Raw genomic sequence first — 14,251 nt, 5'->3', positions numbered from 1 at the left:
AAAAATTTATCCTTCCCCTCTCCAACCAACTGCAACAACTCACCGAAGCGATTTCTTACCTCAAGGCACTGCCAACCGCTAAACCCACTGTCGGAATTGAAAATAAACTGCTGCTGACTCTAAAAGAAGTTCAAGCCCTTACGGGCTTGAGCCGTGAAACCTTAAAAGAAGCGATCGCATCTAACCAACTCAAAGCTCAAATCGTCGGGAAAGCATGGCGGGTCAAGCGTAAAGACCTAGAGGAGTACATCGAAAATTTATAACCCGACAGGGTTAATAGCGACATCTGTGAAACCTGTCGGTCACTGTCGGGGTTGACCTGCACACACCGATGGCGATTCAATATTCACAAAGGCACTGTGGGATTCACTCTCGTCTTAACAAAATAGGACAGCCTTTTTGAGTTAGTCTATTAGTTTCACGGTCAGCTTGTTGATTTGAAGGCTGTCCTATTTTGTCCGATTTCTTTCCAAGGATAAGCATGAATGAAAATCGACCGTCACGGACAAGCGAAAATCCTCACAACCGACGAAATTCAACGACTCTTTAATCAAGGTTTAACCGTCAACCCGCCTAGAGATCGCGCCCTCTTTGCCGTCTGCCTCTACACCGCCTGCCGCATCTCTGAAGCCGTCACCCTAACCAAACGCGATGTCTACGACACACAAGGAAACGTCCGACCCGAACTCATCATCCGTAAAGGCAACACCAAAGGCAAGCTGGCCACCCGCACCATCCCCGTTATTGAAGACCTCAGAATTAAACTAGAAGCCTACACCCCCCGAAAAAACTCCATCTACCTCTTTCCAGGCAACGAAGGAAACAAAAGAGCGAACACCCACCTGCACCGCGATTCCGCCATCTGGTTACTCAATCAAGCCTGTAAACGTGTCGGCATAGAAGGCGTATCCACCCACAGCTTCCGTCGTACCGCCTTAACGCAAATGAGCAACGCAGGCATCCCCTTACGCATCATCCAAGAAATCTCAGGACACCGCACCCTTGATGAACTTTACAAATATCTAGAAGTTAAACCCGAACAAATCAAAGGTGCGATCGCCTCCCTTTCCCTGCTCACTCCAGTGGAAGGAACTGACTTCGACAAAACCGCCTATCACGAAGTCTCATCTGACGCTCTCAGTTCGATGACTCGGAAAGAGCCGCTAACAAGTCCTCACGAGAAAGATTCGATAAGTTGAACAGTAATCTCGTGCGCTCTGGTAGGGGAAGCTGCATTAAAGCAGGAATTAGATTAGATATTTCTTCATCTAAAGTGCCGAATCGTTCAGAAAGCAAACTGGCCACCATGAGGGACTGTCCCTCGAAATTCCCTTCCTGTTTTCCTTCAAGCTTTCCTTCCTGTTTTCCCTCTTGTCGCCACAATTCGCGCTGCTCTATGTAAGCGGGTGATAAGTTCATAATTAATTCCCTCTCTTCTTCACTCTTATTATCTTTTAACTCTAATGTCTTACGCCAAGAAGCTAAGATCTCTAACAAATTATCTCGGAACGGATGATTTTCTGCTAAGTTGGCTAATTCTTCTACTGCTTGTCTCTGGGTGCTTCCTTTGCCTAAAACCCTTAACCAGAGTGTATCGGGTGTAACAGGGAGTTGGTTGATGGCGACGATGGCGGTTTTAAGAAAGTCGTGCAGAAAATAAACTCCTTCTACCCAATTTTCCTTCTCATTTAATCTGGCCCCAAATCCGTCCTTGATTCTAACTGAACACGAAGGTGACAGAATCCATAAAAACGGCAGTTCGACTTCTGATAACGACTGTTTTTCCCGTTTGGCTTTCCGTAATAGCTCAGAGTGAACGGTATAAAGCTTTAAGAGACAACTACGGATTTCGATTTCAGTCGGGGCATTGCGATAAGGTTCAAATAAACAGCTAGTGGCGGCCATAAAGCTTAGTAATCCAAGATTTTGGGTGTTAGTAGCAGGTGTCGCGGCGGGAACGAACCAGACATCGATTTCAGTGACTTCGCTTCTGACATCGCGGCTGGTTTCGACTTTCCCTAAAGGGGTTAATAATTCCTCTAGGTACTCTTTGGCAAATTGGTCGTGGGGCTGTCGTGTCATTCGATTTGATGTGAAATTGAAAATACCCTTGATATCATGGGAATAATTAAGAGTATTTCACTACTCGTCAAAGATGCCTAATCCCCTAGCCACAAATGAACCAATGGTCAGAAATCCATCTGACTTTGACCCGCCTCTACAAAGAAAAGAACCCAGTCTCCCTGGTTATTGGACACTTGAGGAAATTGCAGCAGAGTTGGGCATTAGCACTCGTAGAGTGGGATACGATATTACTGGCTATCCACAGAAAAATATTCAGCCAAACTTAAAAGCTTTTAAAGTAACAGGTACATTCTTCATCACAGAAGAAGACGCATTAGAGTATATCCATACCAAGCGTTTGTCCAAACGTAAAAAATCTTAACAAACTCTTCGTCGCCAATCAATTTCAAAAACTTGAAACTAGGATTATAATAATCCTAATACGTGAAAAACCCTGCTAAGAGTACAAGAAATAGCAGGGCTTCTCACGAATTGTTATTCATTTTTAAACAAGTAGTTATGTACAATTCTACCTTATCTGAGTGGGTACAGACAAGTACGCCCATCAAATCCGCTAATCAAGATACCGTTGTCTCAACCCCCAATCTTCCCTCATCCGACCCGAAACGCTTAACCGACAAGCACTTTACCCACTGCTGCGGCTCGGACACCCATCAAAAACAAAGAGGACTCGACCCAGACTGGATCGCGGCTAACTGCTACTCCGTAGACATTAAACAAGCCTCTCAACTCCTCGGCTACCCTGCCCGTTCGGGTGGCATCATCATTTCGGGGTCTAACGGTCAGTTCCAATTTAAGCCCGACAAGCCCTGGAGTGACAAACAAGGTAAGAAAGCCGCTAAATACCGCACCGCATTTAAAGATGAATATGATGCCCTTTTACCTGCCCATCCCACAGATCCCTATTTCTGGCACGATCTAAATGCCCTGAAAGCCCGTTGTTGGCAAATCGATGGGCATCCCTACATAATTATCACTGAAGGCGGTTTTAAAGCCATTTGCGCGTGTATTTTTGGGCTTGTGACGCTCGCCCTGCTCGGAGTCGAAATGGGTTTAACCCCCGCTAAATCCGACCCACAAGGCAAACGTTATCTAGTTTCGGCTTTAGAACGATTGGCTAAGGCAGGATTTGGCTTTATTTTGGCCTTCGATGCTGACATTTCGACTTCTGGAAATATCAGGAAAGCATTACATAAGCTCGGAAGTCAGTTAACAAAATTTAACGTTCCAGTTTACGTTCTTCCTTCATGGGATGAGAATAAGGGCAAGGGCATCGATGATTATATCCAGATGAACGGTATCGAAGAATTTAGACAGCAGCTACTCGCTAAAGCCATTCGTTTTGTCGATTGGCAAGAGGAATACGAAGATGGACGGCCTTCTATTCCCGAAGGTTATCCGAATTCTTGGGAGCAGTTTCCTTTAGCCAAGTGGTTGGTTAAACGCTATGAAAAGCGTCTGGCTTGGGATGTGTCCATACAAGAATGGCGAACCTATAGTACATCAATAAAAGGCATTTGGAGCATCGAACCCGTTGAATTTGTCCGTCAAGTGATCCTCGCTGAATTAACAGCCAACCAATCGATGTACACCATCACCAAAGACGAAAAAGTTCAGGAGCCGCGAATTACTGACAGTTTAGTTCGGAACATTGAAGCCCTGATGAGATATGAATTAGCGGTCAGAACGTGGGATGAAACTGAAGAATTTATTCCGTTTACTAACGGTGTTCTCTCTCGTTCAACATATAAATTGATGCCCCATGATCCTGAACATCGTTTAACGTGGTGTTTGCCCTATGATTACAATCCTCTAGCCGTTTGTGACCCGATTAAACAATGGCTTCTAGAAATGTGCCAGGGGGATGAAAATTTAGTACAATTACTCAGATCCTACCTTTATGGCATTGTTACGGGTCGCACGGATTGGCAAAAGTATTTAGAGTTAATTGGCCCAGGGGGAACGGGAAAATCGACTTATATTCGATTGGCAATTTCATTAGTGGGTTTTCGTAATGTTCATACGACGACACTAAAGAAACTCGAAAACGAACGCTTTGAAACGGCTTCAATTAAAGATAAGCGTTTAGTGGTCATTACCGATAGTGAACGCTATACGGGTAATGTTTCAATTCTTAAAGCTTTAACGGGTCAAGATTCACTGCCTTATGAAGTTAAATTTAAGCAGAGTAACGGCGGCTTTACACCGACGGCAATGGTGCTGGTGGCGGCTAATGAAATTATTCAATCAGGAGATTATACCAGTGGTTTAGAACGCCGTCGGATGACCGTTCCGATGACCCAACGCATTGAAACTGACCAACAGAAGAATTTAATTGAACATCGTAATGGTGAAATCTATGGCGAATTTGCCCCGTATATTCCAGGTTTACTCAATTGGGTACTGGGGGTCAAACCTGATGAGGCAACGGCTTTAATTAAAAACTATCAGCAACGGGTGCCGAAACTTGCGGCGATGAAGGCGCAAAGTTTGGTCGAAACGAATCCGATAGCCGATTGGTTAGACCATGCGATGGTTTACCGTGATGGCTATCGAATGGCCGTCGGCGTGGCCAAACGAGATAAAAATCTCGATTCGGATTCTTGGTACTGTCACGTTAACCAGTGGCTTTATGCTAATTATGCCGAATATTGTCATAACACTGGGGCTAAAGCGATTAGTGTCCGTCGCTTTGTCAATTTACTTTCTGATTTGTGTGTGAATCAATTAAAACTTGATGTTGCTCATGGGCGCGATCGCAATGGGGCTTACTTCTTGGGTTTAAAGATTCGCACTGATGCTGATTTAGACCCGTTATTGATCACAGGCGATAGTAGCCCGCCAAATTCACCGCCTGATGGTGGGGGTGGCCAGTCTTGGAATAAGGAAGCATTTAATTCTTCTAATTTTCTCTTTGTGACGGATGTGATGGATAGTGTGAGGGATGGTGTGATGGCTCAAAGTCTTACTGGTGATGGATGTGATGGATGTGATGGATTATTTTTAAACTCGTTTGAAAAAGAAGATCAACTTCATTCATCAGTAACCGATGTTAGTTTAAATAAAGCAATAAATAGTGGCTCTCTGCCATCACATTCATCACAGCAAATGGCTGAAATAATTGATGGTGATGAATTACAAGCCATTTCAGTGCCATCACAGCCGCCATCACAGAACCATCACGGTGACGGCACGAATCCATCACCAAAGGTCACAGCCAAAAACACTTGTGTCCCAAATCAAATCGCTCAAACAACTGATGGTGATGGATTACAGCCGATTCAATCTCCAAAGATCGATTACTCGACTTATCCTCACCGCACATCGAATGACATTCGAGCCAAAGAAAAACGGGCTTTTAAATGTAAGGAGTTAATGTTGGGTTGCAATAATATTGAGGAGTTAACACGATTTAAGAAAGAGTCAGGTTTTAGTAGTAACGAAATCGATTGGGTTTTCCATCATGTGTTAACTCCCGCACAACAGCAAAAGTTTAATGAAGCGGCTTCTACTGATCAATTAAATCTGTTAGAGCAACGAGCCTATGATTACAATGAAATGATCGCTGCTATTGATGATGAGTTAATCCGTTTGGGCTGGACAACTGAACAAGCCAAAGAATACCTGTTTCAAACTTACGGGGTCAAAGCTCGAATCAAACTTCTCGATGAGCAAATCATCGAGTTTTGGCAATACTTAAAGCGGCAATAACCCAAAGAAATAAGGTTAAGGCACTTGCTTTCTATAAACTTGGGCCATCTTTACTTCGCTCTTTGGTTTTGGTTTTGACTTTGGCTTTCTCCTGTTGCTCTAACCACTGGTCTAAATCAACGGAGATTTCAAGTTCAAGAACTGAGGATAATTTTCCTTCCTTGTACTTCCAACCCTGTTCAGTCTGTTGAGCGACAAGGAAGTCTTCGGAGTTCTCCTTATAGCGATAGGTCATGATTTGAGTTTTGAAATTAAATTCGAGAAAATAAACCGAATTGTTCTGTCTGTATTGACCAACATAATTTAAGAGTTTGGCTAGAACAGGCATACAGTGATCTACCTGTCGTTGTGCCTCTCTTCGGTCAAGCTGCTGATTCAAATGCTCTATAGCTTTTAGATCTACCTCTGATAGTTGGCCCCTGATTTGACCATCTTTTTGTTCAAGGATTAAACCTCGACCATCTAGAGCGTACATCTGTACGATAGAGAAGTCAGGAGAGACTTTTAATCGATACCGTTGGCCTTCAAACGTTTCTTCGTCTAAATCTTGCATTAGTCGAATAATGGTAGATATCGCGGCCAAATTATTCAAATCTGATTGTCGTTGTTGTTTGGTTAACGATTTTTCGTCTTCTCCAGACGATTGAGTTTGATCTCGATGTTGTTCACCCGTCCCTTGATCTGTTCGATTAAGTTGGTGTTTGGGGGAAAAATTCTGATTAAGCTCCAACTGAGTAGACTGCTCAGGGTTAGAATTAGACCCCCCAGTTTCAGCAGTGTGGGGCGATCTAGCTGGTTCAGTAGACCTTTCAAATTTTCCCTGTCCTTCTGTGCCGCTTCCCAAGTCACTAGACAGTTTTTGTTGTAGGTTTTCAGACTGCTCTGGATTTCGCTGCTGGCTGTTTCTAGAACCTTCACCTGCGCCTTTTGCAAGTCCTTGATTTGGCTTTTGAGGTCTTCTTGATGGCTCAGGAGTTGGCTCAACTCCCTCTGCTGTACTGTCTCCAATCGATTGACTCGATTCTCGATTGTTTCCAACTTCGTAACTACTGCCTCTAAGACGGTCGGCAAGGCTTTGGAGTTTTCGTCCGCTATCTCTAGCCGTTCGGCTAGAGCTTGTAAAGTAGTTAGTAATTTCGTCAAGTCGTTCGGTGAGATTGATAGATTCTGCGGTGCTTTCCCATTCCCGTTCACGGTCGGATTCCTCATTTGGCTCGTTTGGGTTCATAGTTATATTTTGGGCAGATGGGAAAGAAGTTGTCTGCTGCTTAATTTCTTCCATTGCCTCCTGTTCGATTGCTATTAATTCATCAAGTTCCTCTAAGGCAGCGTTGCTAGAAGCCAGTTCTCTGTTAATCTCTGTGATCGTCTCGTACAAATCCCCAATCTGATACTTAGAACGAAATGCCTGTAAATTACCCTGTTCAAGATATTCTTCTCTAATGCGGTGTAGTTCTGGGCCTAGATGTACCTGAGCAATGCGCTCTGTAATGCCTTGAGCCACTAAAGTACGATGGTCGATCTTCTCCTCGACTAACCCAATTTTCTTTAAAGCAGCATTAACATGATTAGCCCATGCTTCTCTCTGCTCTACTAATAGCTCGGTTGAGTTCCAGTCTCGATTTTTCTTCTTACTAAACCCCTGTTCTGTAATGTCTCTCATGGTGAGCAGCACATGAAAATGAGGATTATCACTGTACAGGTCATGAAAGGCAACATCAGCAATCATGCCCCGATTAACAAATTGTTCTTGTACATAGGATTTGGCTAAATCCTTCCGAAGCTCATTAGAGAGTTCAACAGGTAGAGCAATGTTAAATTCACGGGCCAGTTGAGAGTCTTTTCGGTTCTCGGCTGCCTCGACTTGATTCCATAATTTCTCACGGTTATAAACCCATTCGGGTGCGTTAGATGGGGCTAGAATTATTGTCGAGTCTACCCCTTGCTTTTTCGTATAATCAAAACTTTTTCCTAACCGAACATCAGTCAATTTATCCCCAGCACGATAAGCAGCAGAAGCTAGAACACTTTTGCCCCCACTACGAGAAATGATTTTTGCTGATACATGATAAATAGCCATTGAATGTGATGAAACTTTCTTGAGTAGAGTTAACTTCTTTCCCATCTGCCCAAAAACAAGAATAATTACGAAGCGATGGAATTGAAAAGTCAGTCAGAGGATTTTTGAAACCAACCGAGGGGGTTTTCAAAGGGGGGTACCCCCTTTGACGCACGCAACCGCAGGTTGTATAAGTGCGCCATTACTGCGTAATGGGAAACAGACGATAACCTTAGTGTAGCACTCAAGTTGGTGAACGTAGGCAGTAAGTTTGAGTTTAGCTAAGATGGTTCTATCAAGGCGGAGAAGAGATTGAGTGATGAATAAGCGATTAGAACAGTTATTAAAGAAGCAAGAAGAACTTAAGGCTCAGATCCAAAAGATTAAGGCGGCTGAAGCCACACAGAAACGTAAGGAAGACACTCGAAAAAAAATTCTCTTAGGTGCTTTAGCGATGGAGATGATGGAGAGAGGGGAATTAGATAAGAATGTTATTTACAGGCGGTTAGATGGGTTTTTGTCTAGGTCGGGAGATCGGACGTTATTTAATTTACCTCCTGTTCAGGTTCTTAAGAGTGAGCCAACATCGAGTTCGGAGAGTGCAGCTTTCCTACAGTCTTTTGAAGTGATTTTAGAGGATCATGGCACCGATAAAATTAAAGCTCTTAAGACGGTTCGGAACGTGACTAATTTAGGTCTTAAAGAAGCTAAGGATCTAGTTGAATCTGCTCCGACGTTGTTGATGAAAGTTAATAATGTAGCTCAAGCACAAGAGATTAAAAAGCAATTTTTAGAGTTCGGAGCGACTATTACTGTAAGAAAGTCTCTTGACTAACCGAGATGGAGAGCGAGTGTTGTTTGTCCTTCCACCTAAAGCTAGGGAAACCTCGCCTGCTGGGGCTGGAGATAAGACTAAAACGAAGTGATTAATTAAAACGAACAGCCTCAGCAGTGACGAGGTTTAGGAATCGGGTTGGCATAAGTATTAGCCTCAAACAAATAACCCATCAATCCAACCTGATTCCGACCTAGCTTTAAGGTTTGGTTTGAGGCGGATAAAAACGGGTTCTACTGCTACCAAGTTCAATAGGTCTACATTGCCATCCTGATAACTCCTCAAGGTATTTGTCGGGTTCATTGTTGTAAAAGGATGCTGCACTCTCTAAATCAGGGGTTGAGTTAAAACCGAAGTGTTTCATCAGGTTGCTTCTCACAATGCCCTCTCGACGGTCTTCAGAGGTCGGTGTCCAGTCCTGTAGACCAGAAGGGGGTTTGAGGTCTTCAAAACGCTTCATGAGGTTTTCTAAACCTATAGCCGACAGGCTACTAAAGGTGATGTCGAATTGCCGTTTTAAGGCGTAGAGTTCCCCTCTAAGTTCGTTTAACTGACCATTAGTTACTAAGATATTCTCGGTAGGTGTAGTTTCAGATTCGTTTTGGAACTCCTCAATAACTTCATTGAGATTATCTATTGAATTAAGGGTAAAGTAACCAATGCGACAATCAAGAGAGGTTTCAATAAAGAATTGATATTTATGATGACTATTCCAGCGTTTCTGTAGGTTATCGGCTTTGCCAATGTACAATAATTTTTTGTCTGGGGTAAAGACATAATAAATCGCAGGGACAGGCGGTAGTTTAGAACGTTCAATGACTTTTACGTTAGGAATTGAACCTAAGATTAGGTCAACGAGAACATCAGTTCGATTCTGTTTGGTGGCTTTGGCTTGGTGGTCGATGCTGTCGATGACTTCACTAGGACAACGGAAGGTAACGGCGGTACTCTTAGAGCTTTCGGTCATAGGTGACGGGGAGTGACAAATATGTATGCACTGTAATTATAACTAATGTACAAGCTGAGATGAAAGGGGAGAATAATGAGAAAGTGAGTGTTAGTTAATAGAAATAATTAAGATTATGTCATTGAATGTATTTTTGTTATATAGACAATATATACAAAAATAAATACAAAATTTAGATATCTTGTAATTTTAAAAATGTAATCAAGCTATAGTCCGAATAATGTATCAGGATAAGAAGCTTTAAATGCTCAAATGAATGACAGTAAATACATAAACCTATGTTATTGTAATTGACTCCTTTATAAATCGCTTTTTATCAAAGGATATTTTTTTTTCTTGAGGAGATGGTTAGACAATTACAATTACATTGTCAACTTTTTATGCTTAACAATGTATGCTTAATTGTCATTAAAAAGGGAAAAAAGGATCTAAAATAAATTACATTGTCAATCAAATAAGTAGATTATGTAATTTAAAAGAAAACTAGCGAGTCGATTTTTCTAGCCAAGAGAGCTTAAAACGCTTATACCGTAAAGCTTCTAGTCTATGAATGAATTCCGAAATGAAAGTCTAATATGATCGATGTGTTGATGGCTCAATTGAATTTTGAAATCGCTCAAGCCGTTCATTTGAACCAGAAGGTGATAATTGCTTGTCAAAACCGAAATTGGGAGCAAGTAGAAGTCCTGCTAGAAAAAGCGATCGCCACATCTAAGAATTGTCAAAAGTTGCTGAAACAGTTGATTCAATTTAATCTACAGGCCGCACAACGAGATAAGAGTTAGTAAGCAGCCTCAACAACCTTGCTCTTTAGCCTCTCGTCAGATGGTTAGCTTCCTAGTTGGTTAATTGGTTAACTTGTTAGCTAGTTGAAAGAGTGATTTCTTTTTCATCTACATTTGGCAGCGTCTAGTTAGTCTCGGCCAAAATGACGATAAGCCATTATTGAGCAAAAAAAAGTTAAGAAAATTTGACAATTCAGCTTCGCCATTGAGTAAGCTTCTTGAGATTTTAAGTTAAAAAGCCTAATCAAAGTGTAGAAGAATCTAAAATCTGCTATAAAAAATGTCATTGCTTTTTCTCTTTGTTTCGCTTTTTTACTTACCTTAACTAGGAGCGAATCTGGCTATTGAGTCAATCTATTAATAAAGCTTTTGGAGGCAAAGTAAAGAGAAACAAAAGTGATAAAAAAGTTCCCCGACGATTGAACAATAGGCAATTGAGCAGAAAAGCTGAGTTTATCCAATCTTTCTAAAGCTAGAAGTATTATTGCTGATTATGAGTTTAGATATTAAGAAATAATAACTGTGATTAGCTATTTGCTGAAAACTGACTACTTTGCTCTATGAGAAATCGCCAACAAATCGAGTTGTATTTGAAGGTAGCTTATAACGAATTTGAAGAACGGTTTGAAAAACGAACGGCCAATTTAACTGTTGGCCCTCAAGACTCTGATGACTTCATCTATATTATCTCCCACGACCTGAAAGCACCACTAAGAGGAATAGCCAATCTCGCCACATGGCTCACCGAAGACCTAGACGGGCAACTAGAACCCGAAAATCAACACCATCTAGAGTTAATGCGTGAGCGTGTCGCTCAGATGGAAATCATGATTGATGGATTATTAGCTTATTCAAGAGTTGGCCGCCGAAAAGTAGAAGAAGAAGTAACTGACCTTAATTTTCTCATCTTTGAAATTGTCGATTTATTTAGTCCATTATCTAGCTTCATGATTACGGTTCCGCCCAATCGGCCGACCGTCGTTACTAAGAGATCGCTTTTAGCAATTGTGTTGTTTCATCTGATTAGTAATGCCATCAAACATCACAATCGTGACGGCGGACTAATTGAGATTAAAGCAATGGCACAAGGAGAGTATTATGAATTTGCGGTCACTGATGATGGCCCAGGCATTGCTCCTGAGTCCCATCAAAAAATTTTTGGCATTTTTCAAACACTTCCATCCAGCAGTCAGTCGAAAAACACTGGAATGGGTTTAGCAATTGTCAAAAAAATTGTTGAGACTGAATCGGGCAAAATTGTTGTTGAATCCGAACTGGGAAAAGGCTCGACTTTTCGTTTTACTTGGCCTGTAAGACTTGAAGTATCCCCTGAGCCGAGTTAAGTGTTTTGATTAATTTAATGATAGAAAAAGGTAATCGGTTTTCTGAGATATCCCGCTATTTTCAAGTTAGATTGCTCGATTAAATATCGTTCTTGGTCAAACGAAATCAAAACAATAACAGGAATCTTCTTAAATTTTGGCTCAAAGCGCAATTTAGCCAGGAATTCTAGTCCATTCAGTTTCGGCAGATAGAGATCGAGATATATTAATAATTTTTGAGTAAAAGTCCCAAGTGTTTGACGATGTTGTTCCTCTAAAAACAACAAAGCTTCTAATCCATCATTAACGACATAAAGGCGATGGTCAATAGCATTTTTTTTTAAGAGACGCTCAAAAGCGATGATATCTACTTCATCATCTTCAATTAACAAAATATTCATGATTTTCGAGATTAAAAAGTAGCTCTTCTAGAAAGCTGAAGGGAAAATCGCTCATAATTCGCTTTAGAACAAAAAGCTCCGTTAAGAACTGATAGGAATTGACGGCATTTTACACTCTCAATCGTTGCCAGTTGGCTACATCTAGAATTAGAAATTCATCAAAACGATTAAAGTGTTCAAGTTTTAGTTTTCACGTGATGAATCATTCTATTAACAGAGCCGCTTGAGAGTTAAAACCCGAAAACCCTTACTAGAATACTGATTTTAGCAGAGCCAAGCTCGATTAGAACAACTTTTGAAGTCGGATTTTTTGACCTCCACTATGTCATTGTTTCATGACAATCGAAGCCCCGTGAGCAAGCTAACTTCTTTTCTCGAATCTGGCACTTCGCTCTCATGAAGTGCAAGTTCTACTCCAAGTAGGTTCAACCGAGGGTCAAGGACATCAATTCAATTTTCGGTTGAAGGTTCGAGCAGTTGAGTGATGATTGTAACCAGTAAATCAAAATCAATCGGTGAGGTAAAAAAGGCACAAACACCTGCCAGCATCGCTTGTTGTCGGAGAGCTTCACTCGCAATATCTGAACAAATAATCAGGGGGATTGACGGAGCAATTGCTTGGACTTTTTCGAGCCACTCAAAACCTGTACTCTCCTTAAGAGAGATGTTCAACAAACATAAATCAAATAGACTGTTCTGGCTCACTGATAAAAGATCTTCTTCTGAGCGCGCTGATTCGACTTCAAATCCAGCTAGAGCCAAAACAAAAGAGAAAAACTCACACTCATCTCCTGAGTCATTAACGCACAAAATCCTTTTTTTCACAGGAGACCCCATTTTTACCTTGACAATGCTTTTTTCTCTACTAGCTCTAGATTATTAACCTTAAATCAGACAAGTCTGTTCGCTGCCGAACTGACTTCTAAAACAATTAATGCAGAGTTCTTTTGTGCTATGGCTTTAAACAACTTGATTCTTGATTCATTACCGCCAACCGAGTTCGAGTGGCTGCGACCCAAGCTAACAGAAGTTGAATTGCAACAGAGTGATTTTATTTACCAACCTAGAGAACAGATAAAAAGCGTCTATTTTCCGACGACGTGCTTACTATCTTGGACAAATTCGACCGAAATGGGTGAAATTGTCGAGATGGGAATCACGGGAAAGGAGGGCCTAGTGGGAGTCGTCCTACTGCTCGGTGAAGACATTTCCTACTGGCAAGTTGAAGTTCAAATGTCAGGCAGAGCCTTAAAACTTAAGAGCGAAGATTTTAAAGAGGCTCTTGAGCAATTTTCTACGCTACGGCAAAAAGTAGCTGCTTTTGCTTACCTAAAGTTAGTGCAATTAAGTCAATCGGCCTTATGTAATCGTTTCCATAGTGTAGAAGAACGGCTTTGTCGGTGGTTATTAACCGCGCAAGATCATACCCAGAAATCAGAGTTGTCCTTCACAAGAGAAATCTTGGCACAGATGATCGGGGCAGGTCGCCCAAGCGTTAGCATCGTCACTGGGACTTTACAATCAGCCGGATTAATCCGTGCCAACCGAGGTCAAATTACAATCCTCAATCGAGAAGGGATGGAAGATGCCGCCTGTGAGTGCTACTTTGTGGTTAAAGAAGTATTAAAGCAATATCTGACCCAGAAAATTAAGCTCTAATTTTTAAGAATTTACCTAAAAGGTGCATCGTTTGAGTGTCACGATGATGGCGATTACACCCTGTCGCCCTAAAGTTGTCGGTCACTGTCGGGGTTCGGCTCGGACAATCGTAAAATGATGGTAACTCCGACAGCAAAAATTCTCCTGTCGGTCACTGTCGATATTTTCTGAACCCCCATGAACAAACAAGAAGCGGCGGACTACCTCGGTGTCAGCACTAGAGCAATTGAACGCTACACCCAAAAAGGCAAACTCAGCGTCAAGTACGAAGGGGGCAAAACCCGACCCGTCGCTGTCTACGACTTATCCGAACTGGACAAGCTTAAAGAGGAATTAAATACGACCACCTATAAACCTGCTATTGAAGCTACTAAAGATACTCCGACCGAACTCGCCACCACACCTGTCGGGCTGTCTTCTTTAGTCG

Annotated in this window: 14 protein-coding genes; 9 read left to right on the top strand and 5 right to left on the bottom strand. The window is 41.9% G+C overall.

The genetic code is table 11. The annotated features are described in order from the left end of the window. Together CFPU101_RS23640 and CFPU101_RS23635 are read left to right on the top strand one after the other, a co-directional pair. Window positions 1-263: helix-turn-helix domain-containing protein (locus tag CFPU101_RS23640; protein WP_242578224.1), on the top strand; the 263-nt coding region annotated here is incomplete at its 5' end. Between the two features lie 222 nt (window positions 264-485). Next, window positions 486-1,199, top strand: coding sequence for a site-specific integrase (locus CFPU101_RS23635; RefSeq protein ID WP_206818113.1), 714 nt, complete (start codon window positions 486-488; stop codon window positions 1,197-1,199). On the opposite strand, the gene CFPU101_RS23630 is transcribed toward CFPU101_RS23635, so the two are convergent. Beyond that, window positions 1,138-2,082: a hypothetical protein gene (locus CFPU101_RS23630; RefSeq protein ID WP_206818112.1), complete on the bottom strand. Its 945-nt coding sequence runs from the start codon at window positions 2,080-2,082 to the stop codon at window positions 1,138-1,140. The two genes, CFPU101_RS23635 and CFPU101_RS23630, sit on opposite strands and share 62 nt — an antisense overlap. Before the next feature lie 73 nt (window positions 2,083-2,155). Between CFPU101_RS23630 and CFPU101_RS23625 the strand changes: the two genes are divergently transcribed. Further along, window positions 2,156-2,446, top strand: coding sequence for a DNA-binding protein (locus CFPU101_RS23625; protein WP_206818111.1), 291 nt, complete (start codon window positions 2,156-2,158; stop codon window positions 2,444-2,446). A 137-nt stretch (window positions 2,447-2,583) separates the two neighbouring features. Then, window positions 2,584-5,796, top strand: a complete 3,213-nt coding sequence (locus CFPU101_RS23620; RefSeq protein WP_206818110.1) for a phage/plasmid primase, P4 family — start codon at window positions 2,584-2,586, stop codon at window positions 5,794-5,796. 31 nt (window positions 5,797-5,827) lie between these two features. Here the strand turns inward: CFPU101_RS23620 and mobQ are convergent, their stop codons facing one another. Beyond that, window positions 5,828-7,876, bottom strand: a complete 2,049-nt coding sequence (mobQ, locus tag CFPU101_RS23615) for a MobQ family relaxase (protein ID WP_206818109.1) — start codon at window positions 7,874-7,876, stop codon at window positions 5,828-5,830. Between the two features lie 298 nt (window positions 7,877-8,174). On the opposite strand from mobQ, the gene CFPU101_RS23610 reads away from it, so the two are divergent. Further along, window positions 8,175-8,690 carry a ribosomal protein L7/L12 gene (locus CFPU101_RS23610; protein WP_206818108.1) on the top strand — a complete coding sequence of 172 codons (516 nt, stop codon included), beginning with the start codon at window positions 8,175-8,177 and terminating at the stop codon, window positions 8,688-8,690. Between the two features lie 199 nt (window positions 8,691-8,889). On the opposite strand, the gene CFPU101_RS23605 is transcribed toward CFPU101_RS23610, so the two are convergent. Next, entirely contained in the window at window positions 8,890-9,657 is a 768-nt protein-coding gene (locus CFPU101_RS23605; protein ID WP_206818107.1) for a GIY-YIG nuclease family protein, read from the bottom strand. 575 nt (window positions 9,658-10,232) lie between these two features. On the opposite strand from CFPU101_RS23605, the gene CFPU101_RS23600 reads away from it, so the two are divergent. Both CFPU101_RS23600 and CFPU101_RS23595 read left to right on the top strand, forming a co-directional pair. Continuing rightward, entirely contained in the window at window positions 10,233-10,442 is a 210-nt protein-coding gene (locus CFPU101_RS23600; protein WP_206818105.1) for a hypothetical protein, read from the top strand. Window positions 10,443-11,002: 560 nt separating this feature from the next. After that, window positions 11,003-11,785: an ATP-binding protein gene (locus CFPU101_RS23595; protein ID WP_206818103.1), complete on the top strand. Its 783-nt coding sequence runs from the start codon at window positions 11,003-11,005 to the stop codon at window positions 11,783-11,785. A 14-nt stretch (window positions 11,786-11,799) separates the two neighbouring features. Here CFPU101_RS23595 and CFPU101_RS23590 read toward each other — a convergent pair whose 3' ends face one another. Both CFPU101_RS23590 and CFPU101_RS23585 read right to left on the bottom strand, forming a co-directional pair. Next, the gene (locus CFPU101_RS23590) at window positions 11,800-12,165 is read right to left on the bottom strand and encodes a response regulator (RefSeq protein ID WP_206818101.1); all 366 of its coding nucleotides are present in this window, start codon (window positions 12,163-12,165) and stop codon (window positions 11,800-11,802) included. Between the two features lie 450 nt (window positions 12,166-12,615). After that, window positions 12,616-13,002 carry a response regulator gene (locus tag CFPU101_RS23585; protein WP_206818099.1) on the bottom strand — a complete coding sequence of 129 codons (387 nt, stop codon included), beginning with the start codon at window positions 13,000-13,002 and terminating at the stop codon, window positions 12,616-12,618. A gap of 117 nt (window positions 13,003-13,119) precedes the next feature. On the opposite strand from CFPU101_RS23585, the gene CFPU101_RS23580 reads away from it, so the two are divergent. Both CFPU101_RS23580 and CFPU101_RS23575 read left to right on the top strand, forming a co-directional pair. After that, a complete protein-coding gene (locus CFPU101_RS23580) occupies window positions 13,120-13,824 on the top strand; it encodes a Crp/Fnr family transcriptional regulator (protein WP_206818097.1) in 705 nt (234 codons plus the stop codon). A 177-nt stretch (window positions 13,825-14,001) separates the two neighbouring features. After that, on the top strand, window positions 14,002-14,251 hold a 250-nt coding region (locus CFPU101_RS23575), incomplete at its 3' end, for a helix-turn-helix domain-containing protein (protein WP_206818095.1).

Origin of the sequence: Chroococcus sp. FPU101 (genome assembly GCF_017312365.1) — a bacterium.
Lineage (GTDB): Bacteria > Cyanobacteriota > Cyanobacteriia > Cyanobacteriales > Microcystaceae > Chroococcus.
Note: the sequence above shows the minus strand (reverse complement) of the source record. Positions and strands in the feature narration are given on the sequence as shown.

Coding starts and splice junctions, on each gene's coding strand:
- CFPU101_RS23635 (WP_206818113.1), top strand. CDS start 486: ATGAAAATCGACCGTCACGGACAAGCGAAAATCCTCACAACCGACGAA.
- CFPU101_RS23630 (WP_206818112.1), bottom strand. CDS start 2,082: ATGACACGACAGCCCCACGACCAATTTGCCAAAGAGTACCTAGAGGAA.
- CFPU101_RS23625 (WP_206818111.1), top strand. CDS start 2,156: ATGCCTAATCCCCTAGCCACAAATGAACCAATGGTCAGAAATCCATCT.
- CFPU101_RS23620 (WP_206818110.1), top strand. CDS start 2,584: ATGTACAATTCTACCTTATCTGAGTGGGTACAGACAAGTACGCCCATC.
- mobQ (WP_206818109.1), bottom strand. CDS start 7,876: ATGGCTATTTATCATGTATCAGCAAAAATCATTTCTCGTAGTGGGGGC.
- CFPU101_RS23610 (WP_206818108.1), top strand. CDS start 8,175: ATGAATAAGCGATTAGAACAGTTATTAAAGAAGCAAGAAGAACTTAAG.
- CFPU101_RS23605 (WP_206818107.1), bottom strand. CDS start 9,657: ATGACCGAAAGCTCTAAGAGTACCGCCGTTACCTTCCGTTGTCCTAGT.
- CFPU101_RS23600 (WP_206818105.1), top strand. CDS start 10,233: ATGATCGATGTGTTGATGGCTCAATTGAATTTTGAAATCGCTCAAGCC.
- CFPU101_RS23595 (WP_206818103.1), top strand. CDS start 11,003: ATGAGAAATCGCCAACAAATCGAGTTGTATTTGAAGGTAGCTTATAAC.
- CFPU101_RS23590 (WP_206818101.1), bottom strand. CDS start 12,165: ATGAATATTTTGTTAATTGAAGATGATGAAGTAGATATCATCGCTTTT.
- CFPU101_RS23585 (WP_206818099.1), bottom strand. CDS start 13,002: ATGGGGTCTCCTGTGAAAAAAAGGATTTTGTGCGTTAATGACTCAGGA.
- CFPU101_RS23580 (WP_206818097.1), top strand. CDS start 13,120: ATGGCTTTAAACAACTTGATTCTTGATTCATTACCGCCAACCGAGTTC.